At 46.8% G+C, this 15,426-nt stretch carries 11 protein-coding genes; 1 reads left to right on the forward strand and 10 read right to left on the reverse strand.

Annotated elements, in window-relative coordinates; all coding sequences use genetic code 11:
• Positions 1-13: 13 nt before the first annotated feature.
• Positions 14-1,045, reverse strand: coding sequence for an extracellular solute-binding protein (locus N8M93_RS08330; protein WP_261130922.1), 1,032 nt, complete (start codon positions 1,043-1,045; stop codon positions 14-16).
• A 671-nt stretch (positions 1,046-1,716) separates the two neighbouring features.
• Between N8M93_RS08330 and N8M93_RS08335 the strand changes: the two genes are divergently transcribed.
• A complete protein-coding gene (locus tag N8M93_RS08335; RefSeq protein ID WP_261130923.1) occupies positions 1,717-4,044 on the forward strand; it encodes a glycerophosphodiester phosphodiesterase family protein in 2,328 nt (775 codons plus the stop codon).
• Positions 4,045-4,352: 308 nt separating this feature from the next.
• Here the strand turns inward: N8M93_RS08335 and N8M93_RS08340 are convergent, their stop codons facing one another.
• The 9 genes from N8M93_RS08340 to N8M93_RS08380 all read right to left on the reverse strand — a co-directional run bounded on the left by N8M93_RS08340 (position 4,353) and on the right by N8M93_RS08380 (position 15,398).
• Positions 4,353-5,654, reverse strand: coding sequence for a hypothetical protein (locus N8M93_RS08340; protein WP_261130924.1), 1,302 nt, complete (start codon positions 5,652-5,654; stop codon positions 4,353-4,355).
• A gap of 145 nt (positions 5,655-5,799) precedes the next feature.
• Positions 5,800-7,053: a M20 family metallo-hydrolase gene (locus tag N8M93_RS08345; protein WP_261130925.1), complete on the reverse strand. Its 1,254-nt coding sequence runs from the start codon at positions 7,051-7,053 to the stop codon at positions 5,800-5,802.
• 3 nt (positions 7,054-7,056) lie between these two features.
• The gene (locus tag N8M93_RS08350; RefSeq protein WP_261130926.1) at positions 7,057-8,364 is read right to left on the reverse strand and encodes an amidohydrolase; all 1,308 of its coding nucleotides are present in this window, start codon (positions 8,362-8,364) and stop codon (positions 7,057-7,059) included.
• Complete coding sequence (locus tag N8M93_RS08355) at positions 8,361-9,554, reverse strand: M20 family metallopeptidase (protein ID WP_261130927.1); 1,194 nt, start codon at positions 9,552-9,554, stop codon at positions 8,361-8,363. Before N8M93_RS08355 ends, N8M93_RS08350 begins: the two co-directional genes overlap by 4 nt.
• A 25-nt stretch (positions 9,555-9,579) precedes the next feature.
• Complete coding sequence (locus tag N8M93_RS08360) at positions 9,580-11,070, reverse strand: AbgT family transporter (protein ID WP_261131442.1); 1,491 nt, start codon at positions 11,068-11,070, stop codon at positions 9,580-9,582.
• Between the two features lie 463 nt (positions 11,071-11,533).
• Entirely contained in the window at positions 11,534-12,538 is a 1,005-nt protein-coding gene (locus N8M93_RS08365; protein ID WP_314728272.1) for an oligopeptide/dipeptide ABC transporter ATP-binding protein, read from the reverse strand.
• Positions 12,535-13,518 (reverse strand): ABC transporter ATP-binding protein, encoded by a 984-nt coding sequence (locus tag N8M93_RS08370; protein WP_261130928.1) that lies wholly within the window; start codon positions 13,516-13,518, stop codon positions 12,535-12,537. Before N8M93_RS08370 ends, N8M93_RS08365 begins: the two co-directional genes overlap by 4 nt.
• A gap of 27 nt (positions 13,519-13,545) precedes the next feature.
• On the reverse strand, positions 13,546-14,466 hold the full coding sequence (locus N8M93_RS08375) for an ABC transporter permease (RefSeq protein ID WP_261130929.1): 921 nt from the start codon (positions 14,464-14,466) through the stop codon (positions 13,546-13,548).
• A gap of 17 nt (positions 14,467-14,483) precedes the next feature.
• A complete protein-coding gene (locus tag N8M93_RS08380) occupies positions 14,484-15,398 on the reverse strand; it encodes an ABC transporter permease (RefSeq protein WP_261130930.1) in 915 nt (304 codons plus the stop codon).
• Positions 15,399-15,426 lie beyond the last annotated feature (28 nt).

The following is a 15,426-nucleotide window of genomic DNA, read 5'->3' on the forward strand; positions in this document are numbered from 1 at the left end:
CTCCTCCTTAAAACTACTTGATTTTACTTTTCCATTCGTTTCGTACTCGATCGTAATTTTCAATGACCCAATCAATATCCAGGTCTACAGCATTGGTTTTGATATTTTCAACATTCAAAGGTGTTTTCGACTCCACATTCGGATTGATCGGAATATGGTACCAGTCTGCCAGGATCTGTTGCCCCTCTTCAGAAAGCAAGAAGTTGATGAAATCTTTCCCACCTTCAGGGTTTGGACCACCTTCTACTAGAGAAACCGGGTTGACGAGGATCGGTGTTTTTTCAGGGACGATGAAATCCACCGTTTCACCTTTTGCTTGTTGTTCATAAGCCATAAAATCAAACCCTACTCCGATTGCCGCTTCCCCTTTCGCTACACTCTGTGTCGGCCCTGAACCAGAATCCGGAATGGAGTTTGCCTGATCAGAAAGCTTTTGGAAATACTCCCATCCTTCTTCTTCACCCTGCAGCATCATTTGCGAAAGCACCATCAATGTCGCTGTTCCGGATGCTGCTGGGTTTGAAAATTGGATTTTCCCTTCCCATTTAGGATCCAATAGATCTTCCCATGTTTTTGGCGCTTCTTCTTCAGAAACGAGATCCGTGTTGTACACAAAACCTAAAACGAAGATTTCTGCACCTGTATAATAACCATCTTGGTGTTTAACTTTGATTCCATTTTCGACCGTTTCCCAGTCTTCAGCCAATTCTGGCGTGAAAGGCGTAATGATTCCCTTCTCTACCGCTGCTTCAAAAGGAAGGATTCCACCCCCGCCATACCACACGTCAGCTTGAGGGTTGTCTTTTTCCGCCATCATACGGTTGACCAGTACGTTGGTCCCGGCATATTGGACGTTTACAGTGGCGCCATCAACTGCCTTTTCGTATGCTTCTGCTATTTCTTTTGCCATATCGGGTGTTTCAGGAGAATAGAAGTTGATCGTACCTGGACCGTCCCCACCGCTGCTGCTTGAAGAACAGGCAGTCGCAACTAGTAAACTTGTAAGCGCAAACAAAGTCATGAATAAAGAAAATACTCTTTTCATTATGGTGCCTCCCTTTTAATAATCTAATAGAATGAAATTGAACAAAAAAAGAAGAAGAAGGCCATCAAACAATGCCCGGAACGATCCTATGGTTCCAGGTCATACTTGATGAGCTTCTTCTCCTCGTCTCTGCTCACGTCTATTCTATTATTTTACATTATACCAAAATAAAATGATTTATCAATTTAATTGTCAAAATTTTTAGATAAAAAATTTCTCCCCTTATTTAATAAGGACTTTAGTCTTGTTTTTGTGGTCATTTTATTGGAAGTGTCCGCTGTAGATAACCATTTCTTATATTAGAAAAACATTAGTAGCGTTAATTAGGTCATTCTGTCGATGGAAAGATTCAGATTATTTTGTATAATTCAGGATAAACTTAATAATATTGGGAAGAGACGTTGAGAAGACCCCTGCCATAAACCTCTTTTGAATGAAAGGGTTTGGCTAGTGGTGTCTTCTTTTTTCTTTTGCCTGTAATCTCCCGATCGAACCACTCCTGCTTCTCGCGCCGGATATGTTATGGAAAATTAAATATTTTGTAAAAAAATCGGTATGATTTCCCAATTCTAACTTCAAAACTGGTAGATTTCGAATGTGCCTACATTCCATTAAGGAGGTGAGAACAGAACAGGTTGTCCATTGATTTTAAGTTAAAAGGAGATGTTGTCATGAAAGGCAAGTTCAGAACGATTGGTAGTATTATAGCTTCATCCACACTCGCCCTAAGTTTATTCGTAACTGGTCCGCAAGGGAACATCAAGGCTGAAGAAGCGACTGTCGAATTGGTCAATGAATCGTTTGAAAATGTAGCGGATGGATCACTGCCTGAGCATTGGAATGTGATTGAAGGGGATGCCGAGGTCCAGGACGGGAAGCTTGTTTTGACGTCACCTGCAACTTCCAGTCCCTCGAGGGTAAGTGTTCCGATAGCTGAGGAGTACGGCGACTATATGTTTGAAGCCGATATGACTTTCGTATCAGCAGTCGAAAATACACGCTGGGCTTCTTTAATGTACCGGATCCAGAATGAGGATTATCCTTACTATCAGTTTGCAGTCAGAAAAGGGACAAGCGCTTTGAATGGGTTGGAGTTTGCGACAAGGAACGCAAGCAATCGATGGTCGGTTACTGAAACGAATTTTTACAAGGAGAATTTCGAATACGGTAAAAGCTATCGCTTGAAGGTCATTGTGAGTGGAGATCGCGTACAGCAATTCGTGGACGGTGAACTGGTCATCGACACTGACGGCGCCACCCAATGGTCCAATGGAGATGTAGGATTCCAGGCAAGCGGTTCTACGGTGCAATTCGATAACGTCCAAGTCACTACATACAATGAAGAATTGCCTCCTGCTGAAGATTCCGATGCGTTTCTTCCGCAAGAAGCCGAAACCAACATCATCAATCCGCCAACGATCATTGCAGGACCTGATGCTGCTGGTGGTGAAAATAAAGCAGCCTCCGCCATGTTGAAAGTGGAACGTGGTCAAGATGGTACGCTAGAAGCGAATGGAGAGCCTTTGAATGAGCAGTTACAGTCGATCAAAAATGAAAATATCGCTGTTTTACATGTCGAGGAAGAAGGCCTTCAAGAAGAGATCGTGCAGAGTCTCGAAGCAACCCAGACGACGGATGTCCATGTCGTATCAAGCAATCCGGCTATCATTGAGGCCGTCAAAGGGCTTAAACCGCAAATACGCGGAGGACTTGTCTATGATGGTAAGTCTCTGAACAAGAATGATTTGGAGCAGATTCCGTTTGACGTACATTCCAGTAAAAGCAAGGTCGTTTTGATTCCACAAAAACTCCTTTCTCAGGAGATCGTCTATTATTTGCATAATCGGATGGTGGCTGCCTGGGGAATTGGTGGGGATTCTTTAGCTTCAACACACGAACTGATTCATATGGGAGTCGACGGAGTTATAACGGATAACCCTGAATATTCGGAAGAAGCATTCAGTCAATATCCGGTGCACACGATCGTACAGCGTCCGATTGTTGCTGCACACCGTGGTGTCCCTTCCCTTGCACCAGAAAACACGATGGCAGGCTATCGGTTAGCCTATGATCTGGAAGCAGACATGATCGAGACGGATCTTCATATGACGAAAGACGGTCATGTTATCGTCATGCACGATTATACGGTCGATCGAACCACTGACGGTACTGGAGCAGTAAAAGATATGACACTGGAAGAAATCAAAAAACTGGATGCAGGCATTAAATTCGGTGAGGAATTTGCGGGAGAACCTGTCCCTACATTTAAAGAATTCCTACAAGAGTTCAAAGGGAAAGATGTTGTGCTTTTGGTCGAGTTGAAAGGTTACGACCTCGAGGAACAAGTTCTTGAGGAAATCAAGGAGATGGACATGATGAATCAAGTCGTCCTCCAAAACTTTGATTTGGAAAGCATGAAGACATTCAACCAGCTTGAGCCTAAGTTAGCGACAGGATATTTATTTTCAGCAGGTGTTCCAAATGGGGGTCAGGAAAAATTGGACAATGCCAAGAAAATGGTCGACTATGGGACCACCTGGAATGTGACACTCAACGCAAGCTACGGAACGGTTTACAGGGAATTCCTCACATATATGAGACAACGCGGAATGCTGAGCATGCACTGGACATTCCGTGCTGAAGACCCATTTGCAGATAAATTGAGAGAAGGCTTGATTGGACCGATCACCGACTATACGCAATGGTTGACACACTCTCCAATCAATCTAGAAACACCGATTAAGAAGGTTAATTTGAAGGTCGGAAAGTCACGTGACATCAACGCAAAAGCCTTCCTGAGTTACAGAACCGGTGAAACGGAAAATATCGAGACAGAACTCTACACCATGAACAATGACGGCATCGTTGAAGTTGAAGGCAATAACGTGGAAGCACTATCACCGGGAACAGCACAAGTATTCGTCAAACACACCTTCACCATGCTAGACCAAGAATGGAACCTCGTATCCGAACCAATCCAAGTCAACGTAAGTGAATAATATTGCAAATGAATATAATTGAAAAATGCCAGTCACCGAAGCAATATCGGTGCCTGGCACTTTTTATGAATGCGGATATACCAAGGGATCTGAATCGGTGCCAGGCACCATTTCAGATCCCTTGTGCCACCTGGGTTTTATTTTGGTGCCAGGTACACTTTTGAATCCTCACAGCCCCAAGGGTTTCGCTTCGGTGCCTGGCACCATCTGAGAACCGTTGGGGCGTAAGGGGTAAATTGTCGTGCCTGGCACCGAAGTAGTTGCGGAGGCACCGAAAATGTCACCGAAGTAGAACGATTGACACCCACTTAGATCTCCAATTTGTATACTTTGCGTGGTCGGCCGCGGCCGCCTTGTTCTTCGCCTTTTATGGTTGCGAGGTCCAGGCGTTCGAGTTCGGTCAGGATGCGGCGTGCGTTCCTGTCGGTGCTTTTGAGCCATTGGGCGATTTCTTTGGCGGTGACGAAATCTTTTTCATAATACCGATAATACGAGGCGATCTTCGAAATCATCGCCGGGCTGATTTTCGCGTCCTTCAGCTTCCTCTCCCAATTTTCTCCGGAGAACCGCTGCTGATAGGTCAGCTTTTCACTATGCTGATGCAACGTGACTTCTTTTTCCTCATTCACGACGACCACGGTTTGCTTTCCTTCTTCACGTGACAACTGGAGGGCATGCCGGACGTTCTGTTCCGCTTCCCATGCTGTCATCCCATATCCGACACCCAAATTCAGCGCAAGTCCAGTTTGTTTTTCAAAATCATTCACAACCTGAGACGGGTTGATTTCCCGTGCTTTCAATTCCAACTCGCCTCTCGTTGTATAGATGAAGTACAGCGCGTCTCCCACTTCTACGAAAGAACCCTGGACTTTTTCCGAGTAATCGAGCATCAAACGTTTCAGATCAAGTATCTGTTGCTTCATTTTATAGGAGTAGGATTGGTTGTCCTGCTGTTCTTTGGGAAGGCCCGCTTCAACCCCGACAATACCAAGAGAGGATTTCCGGTACCAATTCGCCTGCGCGTGTTCTTTTATGAACCGGAGCTCAAGTTCGATCCCCAACCGTGAAGGAATGACACGGAAACACGGAATCCCCTTCTCTTTCATCGACAAATAGACTGTTTTGATACAAGTAAGGACCGCATCGGTTTTCCCCTTTTTATACAAAGATTCGTGGTATTCGATGACCTCGGTCGCGGGTAAAAACTCCTCACCTTGATAGAGGAAAAACTCGATATTGGAAAGGTTGAAGTCATTTTTGACACTCTCAAGTTCCGGATCTCGGATCGTATCGAGACTGACCCTTTGAATCCGATCCTCCATCGTCGTGAGTGCTTCCACGATCGAGCCCATCAAACTGGAACCATACAAATCCGGATAGCTTGTGTTTTCCTCTTCTAATAACCGATTACGAATCAGATAACGGTATAAGGCTGGACCAGATAGAAACCAGTGGTCGATTTGCTTTTCGTTCCCTTTGATCAACTCTTCTGATTCAGAAGCGTGCGTATATGGAAAATAGGCGATATCAAAATCATTCATTTGTTCAGCAAATTGTTTGATCCGTTCGATCGAATCCTCAGGCCCTAAAATGCCTAACTGTATTTTCATAAGCGTCCTCCGTCCAACAATTTCCTCTTCTCACTATAACAAACCTTATGATGGTAAAGAAAACCTGACGAGACCAAGCCTTGCAAAAGTCGAGGCATAGTTACCCTTATACTAAATTTCCTTAAGTGTAAGAAAAACCCCCTCATCAAGAAGGGATTTTTGTCTCGTTTTTCAGGTATTGTTTTAAAATTTCTACACCCATTTCCAGGTCTTTTTCTGAAGCATGTTCATCTGGATGATGACTCAAACCATCACGGCATGGGATGAAAATCAGACCTGTCGGCCACCGGGAAGCCATGTTCATGACATCATGGCCGGCGCCACTCTCCATGACAAGACAGTCCAACCCGAGTTGTTCACCTGTCTCCTTCAACGTTTCCGCTACCTTTCCGTCAAGAAAAACGGAATGATCGTCAACGAGCCTGCTGGTAGTGATCTTCACCTGATAAGCTTCCGCCAGTTTTTCAAGTTCCGTTTCAATCTCTTCCGCAAGCCCTCGTTTCAGTTCATCACTTACACTTCGGATATCGACGCCAAGTTCAACCTGTCCTGGTATACTCGTCATTTTGTTCGGAAAAACATCGGCCACACTTGTGGTCGCGACAACGGGTATCTCATTCTCTTCAGATAGCTCACCTGCACGCTCCGAAATGAATGAAATGATCGGTGCAGCTGCGACCAACGCATCCTGTCTTTTAGCCATCGGTGTCGTGCCGGTATGACTTGATTTTCCGACGATATCAACCTTTAGCCGTGTCGGACAGGCGATGGCGGTAGCGACGCCAAAGGATTTCCCCGCGTCTTCTATTCGTGTCCCTTGTTCAATGTGCAGTTCGACGAATTGACGGAGTTCCTCTTTTTTACGTTCCGTCTCAGGTAGCTGATCCCATGAAAGCCCTCGATTTTCAACAGCTTCCTTGATTGTGATGCCGTCATCATCTTCAATTTGTTCCAGCTGTTGCGGTTTCAAAAGTCCCGTCATCGCTTTACTGCCAACCGTAGAAACACCAAAGCGCGAAGACTCCTCTGAGGCGAAACAGATCACTTCAATCGGTGAATTTGGCTGAAACCCTTCTTCCTTCAATGCTTTTACCGCTGCCAGGCTGCAAAGGACACCAGCAACGCCATCGTAACCACCACCATTTTTAACGGTATCAAGGTGGGAACCTGTCGCGACCGCTGGTTTGTTTGCGTCCATTCCGTTCCAGCGCGCAATGCAGTTCCCGGCTTCATCACGCTTTACTTCGAGTCCGATTTCTTCTGCTTTTTTCTCAAAAACAGCGATCGACTCCCATTCCTCTTCACTATAACCGAGGCGGCTGAAGCCTTCTTCCTGCTCCATATCATCTGTCAGATTCAATTGTTTCAACGTCTTTATCAACCATGATTCGTCAGCCATTCCCTACACCTCTTCTTGTTGTAAATGGACGATGGTTCTTGCCAGCGTATCGACCGCTACAGCAAGAACGTCCTCTTGATAGTCGAATTCCGAATGATGGTGTCCATTTGCAAGTGGTGTGCCAAATAAAAGGAACGTTGCTTTTCCTCCTCTTTGTTGCACCCGCTCCATCATATATGCTACGTCTTCTGATGCACCGATCACATCTCGATCAAGGACCGATTCGATCAACGGACTCTCTTCCCCCACATGCTGGATGATCGGAATGAACGACTCGTCACTCGTCGCATCGATTCCTTCACCGACTATCTTGATTTCTGCCTCGACGTTATACATCGCAGCGCTTGCTTCAATGATCCGCCTCGCTTCAGTTATCATATATTCGTTCAGTTCGGTTGTTTCTCCACGTGTTTCAAGCTGGATTTCAGCGTGATCAGGAATAATGTTCCGGCCAGTACCGGCATTCAGTGTGCCGACATTGATCCGCGTCTTTCCATCTCCGTGTCTCGCAATCCCGTGCAAGTTGAGAGCAGCGGACGAAGCTGCAAGCAGGGCATTCCGGCCTTTTTCCGGCTCTTTTCCCGCGTGCGCAGAAAGACCCGTGAATGTGACATCACATTTGGTCGTTGCTAAAAATCCGCTGGTGGTTGCAGCGATCTGGCCGATATATCGCTTCATATGGATACCGATATGCCCGGATAAAAAGTAGTCCGCATCATCAAGCCAGCCCTTTTCCACCATCGCTTTCGCCCCTCTGGAGCCTTCTTCAGCCGGCTGGAAAAGAAGCGTGAAACGGCCGCTAAGGTTTTCGGCATTCAATTTTAAAAAGGAAGCGACACCGAGGCCGATCGTCGTATGTCCGTCATGGCCACAAGCATGCATTTGTCCGTCTCTCTTTGAGCGATATCCTACGTGGGCAGGCTGATGCTGCTGGCTCTCAGACTCGTTGATCGGCAAGGCATCGATGTCGTATCGCATGGCGATATGCGGTCCCTTTTTCCCCGTATCGAACGTAGCAACGACTCCTGTGTGACCGCCTTTCATTTTTTCCAAAAAAGCCTCAGGAACGCCTTCAGCCAGTGCCCGCTCCTCTTCCTCTCGCAAGACTTCATCAGAAGGAACACCCATCCGTACTTCGCTTACGAGTGCGTCTTTTCCGAGATACGTCGTGAAACCGAGTCCGGATAGGATTTCATGGATCCGGTAGGTCGTGACGTACTCTGTCCACCCCACTTCTGGGTATTGATGAAATTGACGCCGCCACGAGCTCAAACGATCTTTGTTTTGCTCTACGAATGCTTCGATATTCATAAGCGTCTCTCCAATTTTTCCAACGTATCGGCGGCAACCTGTGCCATCAATTCGACTCCGCCTGCAAGTGCATCTTCGTCAATTTCAAAGGACGGATCGTGAAGCGGCTTCGGCTGGCCATTTTTCGGTTTCGTTCCTAACCAGAAGAATGCGCCTGGATATTTTAAAAGGAAACGGCTGAAATCTTCTCCGCCAAGAGAAGGATTGAGCACTGGCGTCGCCTCTTCACCGAACAAGGTTTGCGCGGTGGCACGGACGTGTTGCGCCCATTCCGGTGTATTGATCGTTGCAGGATACCCTTTGGTGAATTCGACTTCAGCAGTTCCACCCATCGCTTCTGTTGTTCCTTCAACGATCTTGTAAAAGCGATCCTTGATCCTCTCACGGGTGTCTTTGTCCAGTGTGCGGACCGTGCCATCTACCAGGACTTCGTCTGCGATGACGTTGTAACGATAACCGCCTTCGATTTTTCCGATGGTCAAAACAGCAGCTGATAACGGGTCGACGTTCCGGCTTACGATCGTTTGCAGTTGATTGATGACCGTAGTCGCTATCGTGATCGCGTCGTTCGTCTGATGAGGCATGCTCGCATGACCTCCAGTGCCTTTGATCGTGAATTTGATACGATCGGACGCACCCATCATCGCCCCATCCCGGATTCCGAACTGTCCTTTTGGAAGGTCCGGCCAAACATGCTGGCCGAAAATGACATCGGGTGTGTATTCATCAAAAACACCATCATCCATCATCGGCTGCGCGCCTCCATCAGGAGCATTCTCTTCGGCAGGTTGGAAGACTAGCAGGATGGTCCCTTTGATCTGTTCTTTTTGCGAGTTTAAAAGTTTTCCAGCACCGAGGAGCATCGCCGTATGTGCATCGTGTCCACAGGCGTGCATGACTCCTTCTTTTTTAGAGGCGAACGGTTCGTCGGTCCTTTCTTTGATCGGAAGGGCGTCGATATCCGCACGGAGCGCGACGACTCCACCAGGCTGGTCACCTTTTATGATGCCGAGCACACCGGTTTTCGCATACCCTTTTTTAAAAGGAATCTCGTATTCTTCGAGCTTTTGTTGAATGATTTGAGAGGTTTCGAATTCCTCTTCACTCAGTTCAGGATTTTCGTGAAGGTGACGTCTGATCGCTATGATTTCTTTTTCGATCTGCTCACCTTGTCCTTTAAAATCTAGCATTTCGTAAAACCCCCATGTTGATTATCTATGATTTCATGAAGACGCCAGGTCCGATCGGCAAGCCAAGTAGGTTCCAGATCACGAACAAGATCGTCCAGATGGTCAGGAAAATGACCGTATATGGCAACATGACGGAAAACAGTGTTCCGAAACCTGCCTTCTTGTCATATTCTTTCATGAACGCCAGGATCATCGGTACATATGGGTTCAATGGCGTGATGATGTTCGTAGATGAGTCTGCGATACGGAAAGCCATTTGTGTGAACGCAGGATTATAATCCAGCAGTGCAAACATCGGAATGAACACGGGTGCCATCAAAGCCCATTGAGCTGAACCACTGAAAATCAATAGGTTCAAGACAGCAGCAAGTAGAATGAATCCGACGATGACCGGCAATCCTGTCATGTTGATGCTTTGTAAAAATTCCGCTCCAGAAACAGCAATCCATACACCGATGTTCGTCCAGTCGAAGTAAGCGATGAATTGTGCCGCAGCAAAGATCAGGATGATGAATCCAGACATGTCTTTCATCGCCTCACCCATGAATTTCGGTGCATCTGATGTCTCTTTGATTTTTCCGATTGTCTTTCCGTACGCGACGGATACGACAATAAAGAAGAACAGGATGATCGGGACGATTCCATCTAAGAATGGTGATGGGATCAAGCCACCATCTTCATTTCGTAGAGCTGAGTTTGGTAAAAAGAGCGTCAGAGCAAGAAGAACTGCATAGATGAGTGCGGCAATCCCAGCATTACGTAGACCACGTGACTCGACCGGTTTTATTTCTTCGAGTTCTTTATCGTCGTTTGTTCCTTCATATTTTCCGAGTTTCGGCTCAACGATTTTTTCCGTAATCCATGTACCGACCGTCATGAGCATGACGACAGAGAAAATCATGAAGAAATAGTTATCTACTGGTGTTACGGTTATTCCGTCTCCAATATTTTTGGCGACCTCAGTAGATATTCCCGAAAGAAGCGCATCAGTACCAGTGATGAGGAAGTTGGCGGTAAAACCAGCCCCGACCCCTGCGAACCCAGCAGCAAGTCCAGCGATCGGATGTCGACCGAGTGTCAGGAAGACCATCGCTGCGATCGGCGGTACGATGATGAACGCAGCATCAGAAGCCAAGTTTCCTAAAATACCTGTAAGCACGACTGCGTAAGTGACGAGCTTAGGCGGTGCATTGATGATCGTCTTTTTCATGAACGTTTGGATCAGACCGACTTTCTGGGCAAGCCCGATCCCGAGCATCATACCAAGCACGAGGCCGAGTGGTTTGAATTCCACAAAATTCGTCAGCATGGAGGTGAGGATGTATTTCAGCCCTTCACCTGAGATTAAACTCTTGATTGCGACCTCTTCGCCTGTTCCAGGATGATCGACAGTCACATTGAACATGCTGATGACAGCGGACAAGACGATGATTCCTAATGCCAGATACACGAAAAGCATGAAAGGATGCGGAAGTTTATTCCCGAGTACTTCCACCCGATCAAGGAATCTGAGCATGAACCCTTTGTCAGCGGTTTCACTATTGTTTGAAGTGTTTCGATTAATCGACGGCAATTTTATTCCTCCTCATTAGGTTCGGACCTTATCCAAATTGTAATGGAAATAATTCCGGACAATTACGGATAATGTCCTTTTTTATTCCGTTAATAAGAGCATATCGCACATCTAACATAATTTCTAGTGAATTCAGAAAATTCTTAGATGGAAATAAACGGATGGAGGAGAAATTAGGTTTTTCGGTGCCAGGTACATTTTGAAACCTCAACTGCGCCAAGGGTTTCGTTTTTGTACCTGGCACCATTTCAAAACTCTTGGTACGAAAGGGATCATGATCGGTGCCAGGCACCAAATGAAACCCGTTGAGCCGTAAGGGATCCGTTTTGGTGCCTGGCACCTTTTGAGAACCGTTGGGGCACAAGGGCTGAATTGTTGTGCCTGGTACACTTCAGTTCGATAGACTTCAGTTCTTTACGCCTAGCGGGTAGTGGCAGGCGGCGTGGTGGCCGGGTTTGTATTCTACTAAACCAGGTTCTTCTTTGATGCAGCGTTCCTGGGCATAGGGACAGCGTGTATGAAAGCGGCATCCAGATGGCGGATTCGATGGATTCGGGAGGTCGCCTTCCAACGGCTTATGGTTCCTCCGTTTCGTCGGGTCCGCTACCGGAATTGCAGACAGCAACGCTTCTGTATATGGGTGCGTCGGACTTTCGAACAAGCTGTCCCGCCCTGCGATTTCAACGACCTTCCCTAAATACATCACGGCGATGCGATCACTGATATGACGAACGGCTGGCAGCCCATGGGCGATGAAGACATAAGTCAGGTTGAATTCCCTTTGCAGCTTCTTCAGCAAGTTCAAGATTTGCGCTTGAATGGATACATCCAATGCCGAAACAGGTTCATCACAAATCAGCACTTTCGGATTCAAAGCTAAAGCACGAGCGATCCCTATCCTTTGTCGTTGCCCACCACTGAATTCATGCGGATGCCGCTTGAGATGATGCTCATCCAAGCCGACAACCCGAAGTAACCTGACCACTTCTTCACGTAACGCTTTTCCCTTTTTCAACCCGTGTATTTTCAAAGGTTCTCCGACTAGTTGTTCAATCGTCATCCTCGGGTTCAACGAGGAATACGGATCTTGAAAAATCACTTGTAGGTCCCGCCGCATCGACCGGAGTTCCTCTTTAGAGAGTGTCGTTAAATCTTTTCCTTCAAAATTGACGGATCCTTCTGAGGGGGCCAACAACCCTAACAGCATTTGTCCGGTCGTTGATTTCCCGCAGCCGGATTCCCCGACAATTCCAAGCGTCTCTCCTTCGTAAATCTCAAGATCAACGCCATCAACAGCCCTGACTGTGCCGACAGTCTGGTTGAACAAGCCTTTCGTAATCGGGAAGTGCTTTTTCAATCCTTTGACCTGGATCAACGGCTGCCGATCATCCGCCATAGTTGTGCTCATCATGCGACCCCTCCCTTCTCCACATCATAGAAGCAGCGTTTTTTATGATGAGAATCGTATTGTTCCAATTCCGGATGTTCATTCCGGCATTTATCGGTTGCAAATGGGCAACGTGGATGAAACTTGCATCCTTCCGGCATATCAGCTGGATTTGGCACGCTTCCTTCAATGGTCCCTAGTTCATCCACCACATGTTCTGCTTTCGGAACTGAACTCAACAAACCTAATGTATACGGATGCTTCGGATTCTCGAACAACTCTATTACAGGTGCTTCCTCAACCACTTCTCCCGCGTACATCACCACGACCCGATCAGCAACTTCGGCTACCACACCAAGGTCATGCGTAATCAAAATGACTCCCGTATCGAAGTCTGTTTTCAATTGCTTGATCAACTCTAAAATCTGCGCTTGAATGGTGACATCAAGGGCTGTCGTAGGTTCATCTGCAATCAAGAGCTTCGGGTTGCATGCAAGAGCCATCGCGATCATCACACGCTGACGCATTCCACCAGAAAGCTGATGAGGAAAACGACGTACAACCGTTTCCGAGTCTGGAATCCCGACCCGATCAAGCATCTCGACCGCTTTCATCAAGGCTTTCTTTTTATCAAGCCGCTGATGCAGGCGGATTGTTTCGCTGATCTGGTTGCCGATTGTAAAAACTGGATTCAATGAGGTCATCGGCTCTTGAAAAATCATTGAAATCTCATTCCCACGCAGCTTTCTCAACTGTTTTTTCTTGATTGTCCGCAAATCTGTTCCGTCAAAATCGATTTTCCCATGGTGGATTTCACCTGGAGACGGGATCAAGCCGAGAATCGATAACGAGGTGATGCTTTTCCCACAGCCTGATTCGCCTACGATGGCAACCGTTTCGCCTTTCTCCACATTAAATGTGACGCCATTTACAGAAGGGATAATTCCGTCTTCTGTTTTAAAACGAACCTTTAGATCTTCAACACTCAACAATGAAGTCGACACGATCATCCCTCACTTTTCTACCTGTATCTATTTGATCTTCATTTTTGGATCGAGTACATCTCTCAACCAATCTCCTAAAAAGATGATGCCTAAAACGGTTATCGTGATTGCGATCCCTGGGAATGTAGCGACCCACCAGCTTGTAGCAAGATACTCTCTTCCATCACTGAGCATCAAGCCCCAGGAAACGTCTGGAGGCTGGATACCCAACCCTAAGAAGCTTAACGAGGACTCCAAAATGATCGTGGTAGCGACATTCAAAGTTGCAATGACGATAAAGGATGAAACGATGTTCGGAAGGATGTATTGCCAAATGATTCGGACATCCTTCGCTCCTACTGCTCTTGCCGACCGGACATAATCCCTTTCTTTCACACTAAGCGTTTCACCACGCACCATCCGGGCATATACCACCCAGGTCGTCCCTCCAAGCGCGAAAATCATCGTCATCAAGCTCGGTCCGATTACCGCTAAAACGATCAGCATGAACAAAATGTTAGGAATAGCTAAAAAGGAATCGACCGTTCTCATGATCACCGTATCAATCCACTTTCCATAAAATCCGGCAAGCAGTCCTAACAACAATCCAATCGCTCCGGCTAAAACAACCGCACTGATCCCGACTAAAAGGGAAACACGTGAACCAACGATGATTCGGCTTAAGATATCTCTGCCGAGGTTATCGGTCCCGAGAAGGTAATCTGGATTTCCTCCCTCTACCCAGGCAGGAGGCAGAAGGCGATTTACTATATCGGTCTCTGCTGGATTATAGGGTGCGATCACATCAGCGAAGACAGCCATTCCGACCATCGCTAAAACGATGACCAAACCTAATGTTCCCGTCTTGCTTCTTAACAAGAGTTTTATCCATTTCAATCTGCCACTGGCTTTTCGGGCTTTAGGCGTTTCCAGTGTGACGTCTTTTTTCGTTTCTGTTTCGGTGTACATTAAACTAAAGCCCCCTTTTAATCGTACTTAATCCTTGGATCAAGGTAGCGGTATGTCAAATCAGCCAGCAAATTGCTTCCGATGACCAGGATCGCAATCACGAAAGTAGCTGCCTGGACGACGGCCATATCGCGGAGATTGACAGCCTGGATGAGCAATTGTCCCATTCCCGGCCACGAAAAGACTGTTTCTGTGATCAAGGTCCCCCCGATCAATGTGGCTGTCTGAAGCGCCATGATCGTCACCACAGGGATCAGCGCGTTCCGCAAGGCATGCTTATTGACAACGATCGCCTCAATCAACCCTTTGCTTCTAGCAGTCCGGATATACTCCTGGCTAAGGATCTCCAACATGCTGGAACGGATCAGCCGCGTCATTTCTGCAGCAATCGCTGTACCTAAAGTGATAGCAGGCAATATCAAGTGATAGATCGAGCCTGTACCTGAAACAGGCAATACATTGAACTGTACCGCAAACAAGAGGATCAGCATGATACCAAGCCAAAAGTTCGGCATCGCCTTCCCTAAGACCGCTCCCCCAGTGATGAACAGATCAATGAATGAGTTACGCTTGATTGCTGATAAAACCCCGAGTGGGATTGAAATGATGATTGCAATGATCATCGAGAAAAAGGCCAACTCCAGGCTGGCTGGCAACCTTTCCAATACGATTTGCAATGCAGGCTGGTTGTAGCGGAACGATTCACCGAAATCACCGGTGACCACATCCCCGAGATAAGTAAAATATTGTACGTATAGCGGGTCATTCAACCCCAATGATTGTCTGAGTTCCGCTTTATCCTGTTCTGTCGCCGTTTCCGGTAACATGAGTGATACAGGATCACCGGTTACGCGGACGAGCAGGAAAACGATTAAACTGATGATGAACAAAACCGGTATGATCCGGAGGATGTTTCTCAACAGAAACTTCATTTCCATCCCTCCTACATTATGTGCAAGG

Source organism: Bacillus sp. Marseille-Q3570 (assembly GCF_946151055.1).
Taxonomy (GTDB): domain Bacteria; phylum Bacillota; class Bacilli; order Bacillales; family Fictibacillaceae; genus Pseudalkalibacillus.

Bases quoted from the DNA above. Each gene is read 5' to 3' on its own strand.
- N8M93_RS08365 (WP_314728272.1), bottom strand. From the start codon at position 12,538: ATGATGAGCACAACTATGGCGGATGATCGGCAGCCGTTGATCCAGGTC.
- N8M93_RS08380 (WP_261130930.1), bottom strand. From the start codon at position 15,398: ATGAAGTTTCTGTTGAGAAACATCCTCCGGATCATACCGGTTTTGTTC.
- N8M93_RS08335 (WP_261130923.1), top strand. From the start codon at position 1,717: ATGAAAGGCAAGTTCAGAACGATTGGTAGTATTATAGCTTCATCCACA.
- N8M93_RS08340 (WP_261130924.1), bottom strand. From the start codon at position 5,654: ATGAAAATACAGTTAGGCATTTTAGGGCCTGAGGATTCGATCGAACGG.
- N8M93_RS08330 (WP_261130922.1), bottom strand. From the start codon at position 1,045: ATGAAAAGAGTATTTTCTTTATTCATGACTTTGTTTGCGCTTACAAGT.
- N8M93_RS08355 (WP_261130927.1), bottom strand. From the start codon at position 9,554: ATGCTAGATTTTAAAGGACAAGGTGAGCAGATCGAAAAAGAAATCATA.
- N8M93_RS08350 (WP_261130926.1), bottom strand. From the start codon at position 8,364: ATGAATATCGAAGCATTCGTAGAGCAAAACAAAGATCGTTTGAGCTCG.
- N8M93_RS08345 (WP_261130925.1), bottom strand. From the start codon at position 7,053: ATGGCTGACGAATCATGGTTGATAAAGACGTTGAAACAATTGAATCTG.
- N8M93_RS08375 (WP_261130929.1), bottom strand. From the start codon at position 14,466: ATGTACACCGAAACAGAAACGAAAAAAGACGTCACACTGGAAACGCCT.
- N8M93_RS08360 (WP_261131442.1), bottom strand. From the start codon at position 11,070: ATGCTCAGATTCCTTGATCGGGTGGAAGTACTCGGGAATAAACTTCCG.